The sequence below is a fragment of the Variovorax sp. RTB1 genome (assembly GCF_035018765.1).
GTDB lineage: Bacteria > Pseudomonadota > Gammaproteobacteria > Burkholderiales > Burkholderiaceae_C > Variovorax.
Window position 1 is genome coordinate 45,419 of sequence record NZ_JASJXG010000008.1, and the last position, 14,449, is coordinate 59,867.

General features: G+C 63.6%; 13 protein-coding genes. 6 read left to right on the top strand and 7 right to left on the bottom strand.

Annotated features, from left to right (window positions below):
• Window positions 1–94: 94 nt before the first annotated feature.
• The 5 genes from garD to QN397_RS07915 all read left to right on the top strand — a co-directional run bounded on the left by garD (window position 95) and on the right by QN397_RS07915 (window position 6,169).
• Window positions 95–1,690, top strand: coding sequence for a galactarate dehydratase (gene garD, locus QN397_RS07895; RefSeq protein ID WP_323500588.1), 1,596 nt, complete (start codon window positions 95–97; stop codon window positions 1,688–1,690).
• A 63-nt stretch (window positions 1,691–1,753) separates the two neighbouring features.
• Complete coding sequence (gene kdgD / locus QN397_RS07900) at window positions 1,754–2,674, top strand: 5-dehydro-4-deoxyglucarate dehydratase (protein WP_323500589.1); 921 nt, start codon at window positions 1,754–1,756, stop codon at window positions 2,672–2,674.
• A 10-nt stretch (window positions 2,675–2,684) separates the two neighbouring features.
• Window positions 2,685–4,121: an aldehyde dehydrogenase family protein gene (locus QN397_RS07905; RefSeq protein WP_323500590.1), complete on the top strand. Its 1,437-nt coding sequence runs from the start codon at window positions 2,685–2,687 to the stop codon at window positions 4,119–4,121.
• Between the two features lie 30 nt (window positions 4,122–4,151).
• Window positions 4,152–5,486, top strand: coding sequence for a glucarate dehydratase (gene gudD / locus QN397_RS07910; RefSeq protein WP_323500591.1), 1,335 nt, complete (start codon window positions 4,152–4,154; stop codon window positions 5,484–5,486).
• 152 nt (window positions 5,487–5,638) lie between these two features.
• Window positions 5,639–6,169, top strand: coding sequence for an Rrf2 family transcriptional regulator (locus tag QN397_RS07915; protein WP_323497739.1), 531 nt, complete (start codon window positions 5,639–5,641; stop codon window positions 6,167–6,169).
• A gap of 65 nt (window positions 6,170–6,234) precedes the next feature.
• Here the strand turns inward: QN397_RS07915 and QN397_RS07920 are convergent, their stop codons facing one another.
• The 7 genes from QN397_RS07920 to QN397_RS07950 all read right to left on the bottom strand — a co-directional run bounded on the left by QN397_RS07920 (window position 6,235) and on the right by QN397_RS07950 (window position 13,108).
• Window positions 6,235–7,035 carry a 2-keto-4-pentenoate hydratase gene (locus QN397_RS07920; RefSeq protein ID WP_323500592.1) on the bottom strand — a complete coding sequence of 267 codons (801 nt, stop codon included), beginning with the start codon at window positions 7,033–7,035 and terminating at the stop codon, window positions 6,235–6,237.
• A gap of 15 nt (window positions 7,036–7,050) precedes the next feature.
• Window positions 7,051–7,404, bottom strand: a complete 354-nt coding sequence (locus QN397_RS07925) for a hypothetical protein (protein ID WP_323500593.1) — start codon at window positions 7,402–7,404, stop codon at window positions 7,051–7,053.
• Between the two features lie 177 nt (window positions 7,405–7,581).
• Window positions 7,582–8,559 carry a DUF1266 domain-containing protein gene (locus QN397_RS07930; protein WP_323500594.1) on the bottom strand — a complete coding sequence of 326 codons (978 nt, stop codon included), beginning with the start codon at window positions 8,557–8,559 and terminating at the stop codon, window positions 7,582–7,584.
• Between the two features lie 92 nt (window positions 8,560–8,651).
• The gene (locus QN397_RS07935) at window positions 8,652–10,163 is read right to left on the bottom strand and encodes a DegQ family serine endoprotease (protein ID WP_323497743.1); all 1,512 of its coding nucleotides are present in this window, start codon (window positions 10,161–10,163) and stop codon (window positions 8,652–8,654) included.
• 86 nt (window positions 10,164–10,249) lie between these two features.
• A complete protein-coding gene (locus tag QN397_RS07940) occupies window positions 10,250–11,617 on the bottom strand; it encodes an ATP-binding protein (protein WP_323497744.1) in 1,368 nt (455 codons plus the stop codon).
• A gap of 13 nt (window positions 11,618–11,630) precedes the next feature.
• Window positions 11,631–12,290 (bottom strand): response regulator, encoded by a 660-nt coding sequence (locus QN397_RS07945; protein ID WP_323497745.1) that lies wholly within the window; start codon window positions 12,288–12,290, stop codon window positions 11,631–11,633.
• Between the two features lie 47 nt (window positions 12,291–12,337).
• Complete coding sequence (locus tag QN397_RS07950; protein WP_323500595.1) at window positions 12,338–13,108, bottom strand: IclR family transcriptional regulator domain-containing protein; 771 nt, start codon at window positions 13,106–13,108, stop codon at window positions 12,338–12,340.
• A gap of 141 nt (window positions 13,109–13,249) precedes the next feature.
• On the opposite strand from QN397_RS07950, the gene pobA reads away from it, so the two are divergent.
• On the top strand, window positions 13,250–14,431 hold the full coding sequence (gene pobA / locus QN397_RS07955; protein ID WP_323500596.1) for a 4-hydroxybenzoate 3-monooxygenase: 1,182 nt from the start codon (window positions 13,250–13,252) through the stop codon (window positions 14,429–14,431).
• Window positions 14,432–14,449 lie beyond the last annotated feature (18 nt).

Consider the following 14,449-nt stretch of genomic DNA (forward strand, 5'->3'; position numbering starts at 1 on the left):
AATGAAAGACTGCAAATCGACTCGTTGACGACATTGATTGATAACGATACCATTGCCCGAGCCCTGCGGGGTCATCGTATAACTTAGAAAACCCATGAGCACACCTCGCGCGCCCCTCTACATCACGATGGACGACCGCGACAACGTCGCCATCGTCGTCAACGATGGCGGCCTGCCTGTAGGCACCGTCTTCCCGTCCGGCCTTACCCTCGTCGACAAGGTGCCGCAAGCGCACAAGGTCGCGCTGGTCGACATTCCCACGGGCGGCGAAGTGCGGCGCTACAACGTGGTCATCGGCTATGCGCTGAAGGACTTGAAGGCCGGCACCTGGGTGCACGAACGCCTTCTCAAGATGCCGGCCGCGCGCGAGTTGGTCGGCCTGCCCATCGCCACCGTCAAGCCCGAACCGCAACCGCCGCTGGAGGGCTACACCTTCGAGGGCTTTCGCAATCTCGACGGCTCGGTCGGCACCCGCAACATCCTGGCCATCACGCAGACCGTGCAGTGCGTGGCCGGTGTCACCGACTTCGCAGTGACACGCATCAAGGCCGAACTGCTGCCCAAGTACCCGAACGTCGACGACGTGGTGGCGCTCGAACACACCTACGGCTGCGGCGTCGCCATCGACGCGCCCGACGCGATCATCCCTATCCGCACGCTGCGCAACATCAGCCTCAACCCGAACTTCGGCGGCGAGGTGATGCTGGTCAGCCTGGGCTGCGAAAAGCTGCAGCCCGAGCGCCTGATGCCACCCGGCACCATCCCGCTGATCGACGAGCGCAACGTGGCCGATGTCGGCGACAACGCCAGCCCCAAGCTCGACGTCGTGTGCCTTCAAGACGATGCGCATGTCGGTTTCATGTCGATGGTCGAGTCGATCATGCGGCAGGCCGAAGAACACCTTGAACGCCTGAACGATCGCCGCCGCGAGACCGTGCCGGCGAGCGCACTGGTGGTCGGCGTGCAATGCGGCGGCAGCGATGCGTTCTCTGGCGTCACCGCCAATCCGGCCGTCGGTTTTTGCACCGACCTGCTGGTGCGTGCCGGTGCCACCGTCATGTTCTCCGAAGTGACCGAGGTGCGCGACGGCATCGACCAACTCACCTCGCGCGCAAGCACGCCGGAAGTGGCCGAAGCCATGATCCGCGAGATGGCCTGGTACGACGCCTACCTGGACAAAGGCCGTGTCGACCGCAGCGCCAACACCACGCCGGGCAACAAGCAAGGCGGCCTGTCGAACATCGTCGAGAAGGCAATGGGCTCGATCGTGAAGTCGGGCACCTCGCCGATTTCAGGCGTCCTCGCACCGGGCGAAAGCGCGCGGCAAAAGGGCATCACCAGCGGCCTGATCTACGCGGCCACTCCGGCCAGCGACTTCATCTGCGGCACGCTTCAACTCGCCGCCGGCATGAACCTGCACGTGTTCACCACCGGCCGCGGCACGCCTTACGGTCTGGCCGAGGTGCCCGTTATCAAAGTGGCCACGCGCGAAGACCTGGCACGTCGCTGGCACGACCTCATGGACATCAATGCCGGCACCATCGCCACGGGCGAAAAGACCATCGCCGATGTCGGCTGGGAGATGTTCCAGCTGATGCTCGACGTCGCCAGCGGCCGCAAGAAAACATGGGCCGAGCACTGGAAGCTGCACAACGCGCTGGTCCTGTTCAATCCGGCGCCGGTGACTTGACCCGTTCCACTGAACGGACGCCCTTCTCTCCGCTAATTTCAACGAATTCACTCCCGCCAACGCATGAACCCGCAAGAACTTAAAACCATCATGGGCTCCGGCCTGCTCTCGTTCCCGCTGACCGATTTCGACAGCCATGGCGACTTCGACAAGAAGGGCTATGAGAAGCGCCTCGAATGGCTGGCGCCGTACGGTGCAACCGCGCTCTTCGCGGCCGGTGGAACCGGTGAGTTCTTCTCGCTGACCGGGGACGAATACCCCGGCATCATCAAGACAGCGGTCGACACCTGCCGCGGCGTGGTGCCGATCATTGCTGGCGCCGGTGGTCCGACGCGCTTTGCGATCCAGTGCGCACAAGCCGCTGAAAAGGCCGGCGCGCACGGCATCCTTTTGATGCCGCATTACCTCACCGAAGCAGGTCAGGAAGGCCTGGCCGCACACGTCGACGCGGTGTGCAAGAGCGTCGACTTCGGCGTGGTGGTCTACAACCGCGGCGGCGCCACGCGCTTCAAGCCCGACACGCTCGCAGGCCTGGCGGAGCGCAACCCTAACCTCGTCGGCTTCAAGGACGGCGTGGGCGACATCGAGGCGATGGTCGCTGTGTACCAGCGCATGGGCGACCGCTTCGCCTACCTCGGCGGCTTGCCGACGGCGGAGGTCTATGCCGCTGCGTACAAAGCGATGGGTACGCCCGTCTATTCGTCGGCAGTCTTCAACTTCATCCCGAAGACGGCGATGCAGTTCTACGCAGCCGTGCGCGACGACGACATGGCGACTCAGCATCGATTGCTCAAAGACTTCTTCATGCCGTACCTGGAGATCCGCAACCGCATGCAGGGCTATGCCGTGAGCATCGTCAAGGCAGGCGCGACCATCGTCGGCCACAGCGCCGGCCCGGTTCGCCCCCCACTCACCGACCTGAAGCCCGACGAAGTCGAGATGCTGAAGGTTCTTATCGACAAGCTCGGCCCGCAAGGCCTCTGAAAGCCAACACATGCAACAACACGACAACCTCATCGGCGGCGAGTGGACCAAGGGCAGCAGCTACAGCCCGAACCTGAACCCGTCGAACCTCGGCGACACCATCGCCGAGTACACGCAGGGCGACGCTGCGCATGTCGAAGCCGCTGTGGCAGCCGCTACCGCCGCCTTCCCGGCCTGGGCCACCGGCAGCATCCAGGCCCGCTCCGATGCGCTCGACAAGATCGGCACCGAGATCCTTGCGCGCAAGGAAGAACTCGGCACGCTGCTCGCTCGCGAAGAAGGAAAGACCAAGCCCGAAGGCATCGGCGAGGCCACGCGGGCCGGCCAGATCTTCAAGTTCTTCGCGGGCGAATGCCTGCGGCTGTCGGGCGAACTGCTGCCTTCGGTGCGACCGAACATCGGCGTGGAGATCACGCGCGAACCGGTCGGCGTCGTCGGCCTCATCACGCCTTGGAACTTCCCAATCGCGATCCCGGCCTGGAAGATCGCGCCTGCCCTGGCCTTTGGCAATTGCGTGGTGTTGAAGCCCGCCGACCTGGTGCCGGGCAGCGCCTGGGCACTGGCCGAGATCATCAGCCGCTCGGGCATTCCGGCCGGTGTCTTCAACCTGGTGATGGGCCGCGGTAGCGTCATCGGCAACGCACTGGTGAATCACCCCGGCGTGCACGCGATCAGCTTCACCGGCTCGGTCGGCGTGGGTCGTGCGATCGGCATCCAGTGCGTGACGAACCAAAAGAAGGTGCAGCTCGAAATGGGCGGCAAGAACCCGCAAGTCGTGCTCGACGACGCCGACCTGGCGCAAGCCGTCGAGCTCAGCGTGCAAAGCGCCTTCTACGCGACCGGCCAGCGCTGCACGGCGTCGAGCCGCCTCATCGTGACCGAAGGCATCTACCCGAAGTTCATCGACGCGATGAAAGAACGCATGGCGAAGATCAAGGTGGGCGATGCGCTCACCGCAGGTACCGATGTCGGCCCGGTGTCCAGCCAGAGCCAGCTCGACCAGGACTTGGAGTACGTGCAGATCGGCAAGGACGAAGGCGCCACGCTGGCCGCCGGCGGCGAACGCCTCAAGCTCGCGACCGAGGGCTTCTACATGTCGCCGGCGCTCTTCAGCGAATCGGTGGCGTCGATGCGTATCAACAAGGAAGAGATCTTCGGACCGGTGGCAAGTGTCATCAAGGTCAAGAACTACGACGAAGCGCTCTTCACCGCCAACGACACGGAGTTCGGTTTGTCGGCGGGCATTGCAACCACCAGCCTCAAGTACGCGACGCACTTCAAGCGGCACAGCCAGGCCGGCATGGTGATGGTCAACCTGCCGACTGCGGGGGTCGACTACCACGTGCCCTTCGGCGGCCGCAAGGGTTCGAGCTACGGGCCGCGCGAGCAAGGCAAGTACGCGCAGGAGTTCTTCACCACGGTGAAGACGGCGTACACATTGGCGTAATGAATGAGGCTCTGAATATGGAGACAAGCGATGCCTGAATCTTCCACCCCGCGCATCACCGAACTGCGCGTCATTCCGGTGGCGGGGCGCGACAGCATGCTGCTCAACCTGAGCGGCGCGCACGGTCCCTTCTTCACCCGCAACATCCTCATCCTCACCGACAGCGCCGGCCGCACCGGCGTAGGCGAGGTGCCGGGCGGCGAAAAGATCCGCCAGACCCTCGAAGACGCGCGCCCGCTGGTCGTCGGTCAGCCGCTCGGTTCGCAACAGCGCCTGCTGCAAGAAGTGCAGACGAAGTTCGCAGATCGCGACAGCGGCGGTCGCGGCCTGCAGACCTTCGACCTGCGCACCACCATTCATGCGGTAACGGCCATCGAATCTGCCCTGCTCGACCTGCTCGGCCAGCACCTCGATGTGCCGGTCGCAGCGTTGCTCGGCGAAGGCCAGCAACGCGACTCGGTCGAGATGCTGGGCTATCTTTTCTACGTCGGCGACAAGGCGAAGACCGACCTGCCCTACGTCACGGACGCTGATGCCGACAACGACTGGTTTCGCCTTCGGCACGAGAAAGCCATGACGCCCGCAGCCATCGTCGCGCTGGCCGAAGCGGCGCGCGCCAAATACGGCTTCAACGACTTCAAACTCAAAGGCGGCGTGCTGCGTGGCGACGAAGAAGTCGACGCCATCGTCGCGCTGCACGAGCGCTTTCCCGAGGCGCGCGTCACGCTCGATCCGAACGGCGGCTGGCTGCTGAAAGATGCGATCCGCCTGGGTCATCGCATGCGCGGGTTGGTCGCTTATGCAGAGGACCCCTGTGGAGCCGAAGACGGTTTTTCAGGCCGCGAGGTGATGGCCGAATTCCGCCGCGCCACCGGCCTGCCGACCGCGACCAACATGATCGCCACCGACTGGCGTCAGCTGACGCATGCGCTCTCACTGCAGTCGGTCGACATCCCGCTGGCGGACCCGCACTTCTGGACCATGGCGGGTTCGGTGCGCGTCGCGCAGACCTGCCGCGACTGGGGCCTGACCTGGGGCAGTCACTCGAACAATCACTTCGACGTGTCGTTGGCGATGTTCACGCACGTCGGTGCGGCGGCGCCTGGCAAGGTGACCGCCATCGACACGCACTGGATCTGGCAAGACGGTCAGCGACTAACGAAGGAGCCGCTGCAGATCGTCGGCGGCCACGTACAGGTGCCGAAGAAACCGGGACTGGGCGTCGAACTGGACATGGCCGAAGTCGAGAAGGCGTACCAGCTGTACAAGCAGCACGGGCTCGGCTCACGTGACGATGCGACGGCAATGCAGGCGCTGATTCCTGGCTGGAAGTTCGATCCGAAGCGGCCCGCTTTCGATCGCTAGAGCCGACGCGCAAAGATAGATGCTTCGGAAACTTCGAAGGGTTGGTGGCAATTATTCGAATTTTCCTGAAGTGACAAAGAATTTAGAGTGGTCAAACAAGTTCAACAGAACCCGAACAGAACCGAACACCACCCACTCTGGAGACTGTCACCATGCGCCTCACCACCAAAGGTCGCTTCGCCGTCGCCGCCATGCTCGACATGGCCGAAAACGCGTCTGACCGCCCTATCAATCTCAGCATCCTGAGCCAGCGGCAAAACGTCTCGTTGTCCTATCTCGAGGCGTTGTTCGCGCGCTTGCGTCGACACGAACTCGTGGCTTCGACACGTGGTCCCGGCGGCGGCTACGCGTTGGCGCGCGACGCGTCGAAGATCACAGTGGCCGACATCCTCTTCGCCGTCGACGGTCCCGTGCCTCCCGCGCGAGACACCGAGCGGCGGGCGGCGCCGAGCCCCGATCGAGTGACGACGATGGAACTCTGGGCCTCCTTGGGGCGGCAGGTCGTCGACTACCTCGACTCTGTCACTTTGCAATCACTGGTGCGGCCCGAGGCGGCACAGCGCAGTTCGATGCGCGAGATGGTGGCCGTCAGCCTGCCAGCCAATCGGCAACGCGCCAAGCCGAGAATGCCCAAGGGACCGAACTCGGTGTTCGCGCTGGGGCAGTTGGCTACCCGGAGCTGAAAGCCGGGCCGGAATTCGAGGCCGTGATGCGCTCACAGCCGCTGGATGTTTGGGGCGCGACCTTGTCAGTCCGCGAATCGAATGTCGACCGAGCCCAGCACGCCGAAGTCGGCCAGCACGTGATCGCCGGGCGCGACCTCGAGTGGCGCGATGCAGGCGCCGGTGGTCACGATCTGTCCGGCCCGCAGCGCAATGTGCAGCGATGAAAGCTCATTGACCAGCCAAACCAGCGCTTCGCGCGGATCGCCGAGCACCGCCGCACCGCTGCCGCTTCGTTCGTATCGACGCGATGTCCCATCGACCGTCGCATGGACCGCGTGCGCAGCCAGGTCCATGTCACGCCAGGTATTGGGCGCGACAGGCCCTTCGACAAATTCGTGCGCGCAGGCATTGTCGGCAATCAACTGCGCCTCTCCGGCCGTAACGAAGTCGGCGTAGCGCGAATCTGGCACCTCGATGGAAGGATGTAGCGAGCCGACGGCGTCCATCACCTCGGCAAACGAATACGGTGCACTGCGCGACGGCAGGTTGTGTCTCATGCGGAAGGCGAACTCGGCCTCCGCGACCGCCATGCGGTTGCCGTTCAGCGAGAGCGTTGCGCCCACATCTGCCACGCGCTCGCGCAGGAGGCGACCTGCGAGCGGACCCGTCACCCCGATATGTTTCTGGCCTGCCACGCTGGTGGCGGCGATCTTCCAGCCGTAGAGCGTCGTGTGGCTGCGCGCCTCGATGTGCTGCTGCACGGCATAGCCATCGGCGCGACGCGTGGGTCGGCAGTCGTCGGGCAACCGGTCCAGGACCGCGTGGTCGTTCCAGGCGTTCCACAGCAGGTCGCTCGCGCGTTTCGATTCGATTTTTTCAGTCATGGGGTCTCCGATCGACTACGCATCCGGATCGCCCGAATAGTTTTCAGGTACATCGCCGTTCAACACGAAATGCGCGCCCGCTGGAATCGATGCCCACCCGGCACAGCAGGCATCGAGCGCCACCTGCTCCGACCGGTCGAAGACGTCGGCCCACTCGCGCTCCCGCGGCGTCATCTCCAGCGAGTGGCCGAGCGTGGCGGCCTTCTCCTGTGCTTCGCGGATGAAGTAAGCGCGGGCCGCATCCCACGGTGACACGCGATGCGCGTCGAAGAAGGCGAAAGCGGCCGCAGCGCCGCACGCCTTTTCTGCGTCGGTCGCGCCTTTGACGTACAAGTCGATGGTGGTGGGCTTTCCGCGTTCGATCTGCATCGCCGCATTTTCCCGAAGATCGATCACGCCGACAACGCTGCAGACCCGACGATCACGCCCTTGCCGCCGCCACCGCCGCGCAAAGTCAGTCGCGTGCCCGACGCACCGTCCCGTATGCGCAAACAAACCTAACCTGCGGTGATCTCCTGCGGTGATTCCTGCTGTGATTCCTCTACTTCACAGGCCGGTTACGACCGGCGCCCGCGCATCGCCCAGTGGGTTGGTGCGCGCTACATGCGTTTGCCGAGGGACTTGCTTAGGGGCCTGAACGCCGGGCGTCCAGGCGACCTGCGCAAAAGGCGCTCCGTCCACTGCAGTCAACGCAACATGCGTCTGTGCAAAGCCATGCCAGACGCTGGCTTGCAACACGTCGACCTCCGAGCGCACACCCATGCCGATCAGCGCCGAGATTGAAAAGTCTTCCCAGCTTGCATAGTGGGCCCGTGCAGCCACGCTGAGCCGACGCAACGATTGCAGAGCAGCGTCGCGCGACATGTAGTGCGCGGCATGACCGAGTCGCACGAGATAAGCCAGACGCTGGATGTCCCAAGCCGTCATGTTGAGCTGGCGAGCACCGATACGGCCGGGCTCGATCAACGCCGCATTGACCGATAGAAACTTGCAGACATCGAAGAGCCTGATGTAAGTGGCCGTATTGCACGCAAAACCGGTGTTCCAGGCGCTGAATGCTTCGCGCTCGATTGCATGTGTGTCGCCGAGCTGGAAGAAAGCCTGCTGCAATCCCACCGAGAAAGACTCGGGTCCTTCAATTTGCCAATAACGAAATAAAGCCTGTTGAATTTTTTCTGACGATAACGAACTGGCCAGTTGATTGAAATTATCTTTTTCGATCAATGCAATATTTCCGCTCAACAGACAGGAGAAGATTTCAACCTGAGATGTATCGCTTGCCGGCTTCAAATTTATTTTTTGTATAGCTCCCGAAAAGCGACGACCGTAAACAACCCATGCAAAGTAGCAAAGAATGGCTGTCCATGCGGTTAGTAGTAAAAAAAGAGATTCCATTGTCATTTCCCTGCAGATGCGTTTGTTTTCGAACGTGACGCACTGTAGTTGCGAGACAGGAACTTTTCGCGTAATAAAAATCACGCTCATGCCGGCAATTCGATCAATCAGCGAGAAGGCGTTGCTCAATTACCTGAAATTAACAAATGCAGGGAAATTAATCGCAAAAAAAGCCTGCTACCCAACGGGTAGCAGGCTTTCACAGTGCGAAGTCTCGCTATTTAACCGACGCGCACCGGCACAAAGATCTTGTCGCTGCCGCGCTGTATCAGCAATGCAACCGATTTGTCAGCCTTGGCCGCAATATCGCGCACTTGCTCGACGGTCTTCGCCGGCGTGCCGTTGATGGCCAGCAGCACATCGCCGGCCTGTACGCCCGCCATCGCTGAGGGACCAGCGCTGTCTTCGATCAGCAAGCCGCCCTCGACGGCTGCCTCGCGCTGCTCCTGCGGCCGCAACGGACGCAGCGCGAGACCCAGCTTGCCCTTTCCTGCCGCGTCGTCCGCCTTGGCGACCTTGGTCGACTTCTCGCTGGCGTCGCCCAACTTGGCGGTCAACGTCTGCCGCTCGCCCTGGCGCCACACTTCCAGCGTTACCTTGGTGCCCGGTGCTTGCTGGCCGATGATGGCCGGCAGATCGCCCGACGAAATGATCGGCTCGCCATCGACCTTGCGGATGACGTCACCCGTGCGCAGGCCCGCCAGGTCGCCGGCGCTGCCCTTCTCGATGTTCGCGACCAGCGCGCCTTCGGGCTTGTCCAGCTTGAAGGAGTCGGCAAAGGCCTGGTTCACTTCCTGGATCGCGATGCCCAGCTTGCCGTGCGTCGCCTTGCCGGTCGCGACGATCTGGTTCTTGATCTGCACCGCGACGTCGATCGGGATCGCGAAGGACACGCCCTGATAGCCGCCACTGCGGGTGTAGATCTGCGAGTTGATGCCGACGACCTCACCGCGTGAGTTCAACAGCGGGCCACCGGAGTTGCCGGGGTTGATGGCAACGTCGGTCTGGATGAAGGGCACGTAGCTGTCGTCGGGCAAGGTGCGGCCCTTGGCGCTCACCACGCCGGCCGTCACCGTGTTCTCGAAACCGAACGGCGAACCGATCGCCAGCACCCATTCGCCGACCTTCAGGTCCTTGGTGTTGCCGAGCGCCAGCGTAGGCAGGTTTTTGGCCTCGATCTTGAGCACTGCAATGTCGGTTTTGGCATCAACGCCGAGCACCTTGGCGCGGAATTCGCGTCGATCGGTCAGCTTGACGGTGACCTCCTTCGCATCCTTCACGACGTGTGCGTTGGTAAGGATGGTGCCGTCGGCGCTGATGATGAAGCCAGAGCCCTGGCCGCGCATCGGCGTCTCATGCTCACCGCCGCCCTGGCCCGGATGGCCACGCTGACCGTGCGGCATCTGGCCCTGGAAACGCTTGAAGAACTCGTACATCGGATCGTTGGGGTCGATGCCCTGGAGACCCGCAGCGCCGTCTTCGTCGGCAGTCTTGGTGACGCCCGTCACACTGATGTTGACCACGGCCGGGCCATCACGCGTGGTGATGGTCGAGAAGTCCGGCAAGGTGATCTGCGGTGCGACCGAAGCCGCCGGTGCGGTGATGACGGTCGGCGTGCCGGAGCCCAGCGCGTTGGCGCTGGTGTAAGCGCCCGTGGCTGCCGCGCCAAGCACACCGGCCGCGGCGAGTGCGAGCACGATGGCGCGCGGGGAAGTGAGACGGGATGCGTTCATTTCGGAAGCCTTTCAAAGCGGTAAGGAACATGCAATGAAAGGAATGTCGCAGCGCTGACTTAAGCGCTGCTTAAACGCGAGGCAGCTCAGGTCTTGCCGGCCGTGTCGGTCTTGCCGGTCCTGTCTTCCCACCGGATCAGGACGCGCAGACCGCCGAGGCTCGGCGATGCGCCCAGCGACACCGTGGCGTCATGAAGGTCGGCAATCGATTTGACGATGGCCAGGCCCAGTCCGCTGCCGGGTGCCTGTGGTTCACCAGAACGATAGAAACGGTCGAGCACGCGCCCTCGTTCGCTCTCCGGCAGGCCGGGGCCGCTGTCGTCGACGCTCAGCTCGACACCCGCATCGCGCTGCGCAATGCCGATGTCGACCCGGCCGCCTTCGGGCGTGTACTTGACGGCGTTGTCGAGCAGGTTACGCAGCATCATGCGCAGCGCCTCCGGCTGGCCTTGCACAACCACTGCCGCCACATTCGCATCGGCATGCGCGACGCCGATGTCTATGCGCCGGGCCTGTGCGTTGGCAATGGCGTCGGACACAGCCAGCCGCGCGACTTCGTTGAGGTCGACTTGCTCGGGCTTGGCGCCCGCCGCCATGCTGGCCTCGTGGCGCGCCAATGCCAGCATCTGTTCGACCAGTCGCGTCGCGCGATCGATGCCCGCTGCCAATCTTCCGATAGCGATGTTGCGTGTCGCCTCGTCAGGTGCACGCTGCAAGCTCTGCACCTGCAACTTGAGCGCGGTCAGCGGCGACCTCAACTCGTGCGCCGCGTCGGCCACGAAGTGCTTCTGTGCGTCGAATGCATGGCGCACCCGATCGAAAAGCAGATTGAGTTCGTGCACCAGCGGCCGCACTTCCTCGGGCAAGCCTTCTTCGCTCACCGGCGACAGCTCGTTGGCCTCGCGCGCGGCAACCTGACGACGCACACGCGCCACCGGCGCGAGAGACCGGCTCACCACCCACCACACGACCAGCATCAACAGCGGTGCCATCAGCGCGATCGGCCCAATCGTGCGTAACGCCAGCGCGCCCGCCATGCGCTTGCGCACCCGGAGGTCCTGCGCCACCTGAATGACGAGACCGTGGGTCTGCACCGAAAACACGCGGTAAGTCGTGCCGCGCGCTCGCACGTCGGCAAAGCCGAGCACCGCGAGTTGCGGCAACGCGGCCTCTTCCGCTGATTCGAAAATTCGCACGCCCTCGGTGGTCCAGACCTGCACCACGAACTCGAAGTTCTGTTCGCCGGCGCCGATGCCGCCCACTGCCGCACTCGGTGGTAAACCGGCGCGAAGCGACAGCGCCATCTGCTGCATGTGATAGTCGAAAATTTCGTCGGCTTCGTTCAGCACCGTACGGTACGCCACCAGCGCCTGCACGCCGGCTGCCAAGACAATGGCCGCGAGCAAAAACCACAAGAGGCGCGCGCGCAGCGAGCCGGTCATCGCGCCCGTCATGTTCTCGGCGCCCTCATGCCTTCGGCACCATGTAGCCAACGCCCCGCACGTTGCGGATCAGGTCGGCGCCGAGCTTCTTGCGCAGGCCGTGCACGTAGACCTCGATGGCGTTGCTGCTGATTTCGTCTTTCCAGCTGTAGAGCTTTTCTTCGATCTGCGCGCGCGACAGCACCATGCCGGGCCGCGCCAGCAACGGCTCCAGCACTGCCCACTCGCGCGCCGACAGAACGACGGGTTGGCCGGCCACCGTGACCTCGCGAGTGGCCGGGTTGATGCTCACGCCCATGTGCTCGTACACCGGCTCGGCGCGGCCCGACGCACGCCGCAGCAACGCACGAATGCGGGCGAGCAACTCGTCGAGATCGTAGGGTTTGATCACGTAATCGTCGGCGCCGGCGTCGAGGCCTTCGATGCGCTGTTGAATGGAGTCGCGCGCTGTCGCGATCAGCACCGGCATGCGTTGTTTGCGAGCGCGCAGGCTACGCAGGACCTCTAGACCGTCGCGCCTCGGCACGCCGAGGTCGAGCAGAACCAGGTCGTATTGCTGAGAGCGCAAGGCAAAGTCTGCTGCCTCGCCATCCTTCACCCAGTCGACCGCATAGTCCTCCGCACGCAGCAGGTCGAGCACGGCCTCGCCGATCATCACGTCGTCTTCGAGCAGGAGCAGTCGCATGGTGGTCTGATTTTGAACCGGTGAACTTCGATGGGGCTTAACGCGCCTTAAAGCAGCGCCCTGAGTTCGCGCGCAGCCTCGAACAACAAAGGCAGCATCTGGCGCAGCAACGCGTCCGCATCGTGCCGTCCGCCCGACAAGACCACGTTCAGCGCCGCCACTGTCTGCCCCTGCATATTGCGCAGCGGCACGGCCAGTGCCTGCACTCCCAATTCATGCTCTTCGCCTGCGAAACTGCAGTCCTGCTTGCGCGCCTCGGTAATGCATTGGCGCAGCAGCCGCGCCTGCGTGACGGTGTGAGGCGTGAGGCGTGGCAAGGTGCGGCCCTTCAGCCAAAGCGAGAGCTGCGCCGGCGTCAGCGCGGCGAGCAGCACGCGGCCGGTCGACGTAGCGTGCGCCGGCAAACGCGCGCCAAGATGCAGTCCGTACGCCAGCACGCGCGTCGGCATGCCATAACTGCCGCTGCGCGCGACGATGACCACCTCTTCGCCATCGAGCACCACCGCTGAAAACGATTCGCCGGTCTGCGCTGCGAGCCGGTTGAGCGTCGGTTGCAAAGCACGAGGCAGGCGCGACGAAGCAAGATAGCTACCGGAAAAGCGAAGCACCTTCGGCGACATCCAGAAGTAACTGCCATCGGTTTCCAGGTAGCCCAGGTGCGCGAGCGTCAGCAGATGACGACGTGCGGCTGCGCGCGTCAAGCCAGCGCGCTCGGCCGCAAGCGTGGCGTTGAGCCGTTGGCGCTCAGTGTCGAAACTCTCCAACACCGCCATGCCTTTGGCGATGCCTTCGATGAAGTCGGGCTTGGCGATGGTCATTGCGAGTGATGGCGCTGGAACTGTTGCGCGATGATCGCGCAGCAATTCGCATGATCGCACAAGGCTTACGTCGTCGGCACCTGGCAGCAAGCACTTCGCCCTACGCTACAAGCAACCAAGACGGACAGAACGGAGTCAGACATGCGAACCCAAGTTGCCATCATCGGAGCGGGGCCGGCCGGCCTGCTGCTCGGCCAGTTGCTGCACAAAGCCGGCATCGACAACATCGTCGTCGAGCGCCAGACCGGCGACTATGTGCGGGGCCGCATCCGTGCCGGCGTGCTCGAGCAGGTCACGATGGACTTGCTGGCGCGGGCAGGTGTCGACGCACGGGCGCGCGCCGAAGGGCTGCCGCACGGAGGCATCGAATTGCTCTTCAAAGGCGAGCGACATCGCATAGACATGCGTGGCCTCACGGATGGTAAGCAGGTTACGGTGTACGGCCAAACCGAGGTCACACTCGACCTGATGGAGGCGCGCAGCGCCGCTGGGCTCACGACCATCTACAGCGCATCGCCGGTCAGCCTGCACGATTTCGACTCGTCGCACCCACGCGTCCGCTACGAGAAAGACGGGCAGACGCACGAGATCGAGTGCGACTTCATCGCCGGCTGCGACGGTTATCACGGCGTCAGCCGTGCCAGCGTGCCGGTCGATGCGCTGCACATCTACGAAAAGGTCTACCCCTTCGGCTGGCTCGGGGTGCTGGCCGATGTGCCTCCCGTGTCGCACGAACTCATCTACGCCAACACCGCCCGCGGCTTTGCGTTGTGCAGTATGCGGAGCGCGACCCGCAGCCGCTACTACGTGCAGGTGCCGACCGAAGAGCGCGTAGAGAACTGGAGCGATGAAGCGTTCTGGAACGAGCTGCGATCTCGCCTCGACCCAGAAGCTCGCGAGCGGCTGATCACCGGTCCGTCGATCGAAAAGAGCATCGCACCGCTGCGCAGTTTCGTGGCGGAGCCAATGCGCTTCGGCTCGATGTTTCTGGCTGGCGATGCGGCGCACATCGTGCCGCCGACCGGCGCCAAGGGGCTCAACCTCGCGGCGGCCGATGTCGGCTACCTCGCGCGATCACTCGAGATTTTTTACGGCGAGAAGAGCGCATCGGGGCTGGACCGGTACTCGGATCTCTGCCTGCGCCGCGTCTGGAAGGCCGAGCGCTTCTCATGGTGGTTCACCTCGCTCATGCATCGTTTCCCCGAGACGGGCGAGTTCGGCCAGAAGATCCAGGAAGCGGAGCTCGACTACCTTGTGCATTCGCACGCGGCGTCGACCTCGCTTTCGGAAAACTACGTGGGCCTGCCGCTCGAAGAGTTCTGAGCGGCCGGCGCAATTACC

Coding starts and splice junctions, on each gene's coding strand:
- garD (WP_323500588.1), top strand. CDS start 95: ATGAGCACACCTCGCGCGCCCCTCTACATCACGATGGACGACCGCGAC.
- kdgD (WP_323500589.1), top strand. CDS start 1,754: ATGAACCCGCAAGAACTTAAAACCATCATGGGCTCCGGCCTGCTCTCG.
- QN397_RS07905 (WP_323500590.1), top strand. CDS start 2,685: ATGCAACAACACGACAACCTCATCGGCGGCGAGTGGACCAAGGGCAGC.
- gudD (WP_323500591.1), top strand. CDS start 4,152: ATGCCTGAATCTTCCACCCCGCGCATCACCGAACTGCGCGTCATTCCG.
- QN397_RS07915 (WP_323497739.1), top strand. CDS start 5,639: ATGCGCCTCACCACCAAAGGTCGCTTCGCCGTCGCCGCCATGCTCGAC.
- QN397_RS07920 (WP_323500592.1), bottom strand. CDS start 7,035: ATGACTGAAAAAATCGAATCGAAACGCGCGAGCGACCTGCTGTGGAAC.
- QN397_RS07925 (WP_323500593.1), bottom strand. CDS start 7,404: ATGCAGATCGAACGCGGAAAGCCCACCACCATCGACTTGTACGTCAAA.
- QN397_RS07935 (WP_323497743.1), bottom strand. CDS start 10,163: ATGAACGCATCCCGTCTCACTTCCCCGCGCGCCATCGTGCTCGCACTC.
- QN397_RS07940 (WP_323497744.1), bottom strand. CDS start 11,617: ATGACGGGCGCGATGACCGGCTCGCTGCGCGCGCGCCTCTTGTGGTTT.
- QN397_RS07945 (WP_323497745.1), bottom strand. CDS start 12,290: ATGCGACTGCTCCTGCTCGAAGACGACGTGATGATCGGCGAGGCCGTG.
- QN397_RS07950 (WP_323500595.1), bottom strand. CDS start 13,108: ATGACCATCGCCAAGCCCGACTTCATCGAAGGCATCGCCAAAGGCATG.
- pobA (WP_323500596.1), top strand. CDS start 13,250: ATGCGAACCCAAGTTGCCATCATCGGAGCGGGGCCGGCCGGCCTGCTG.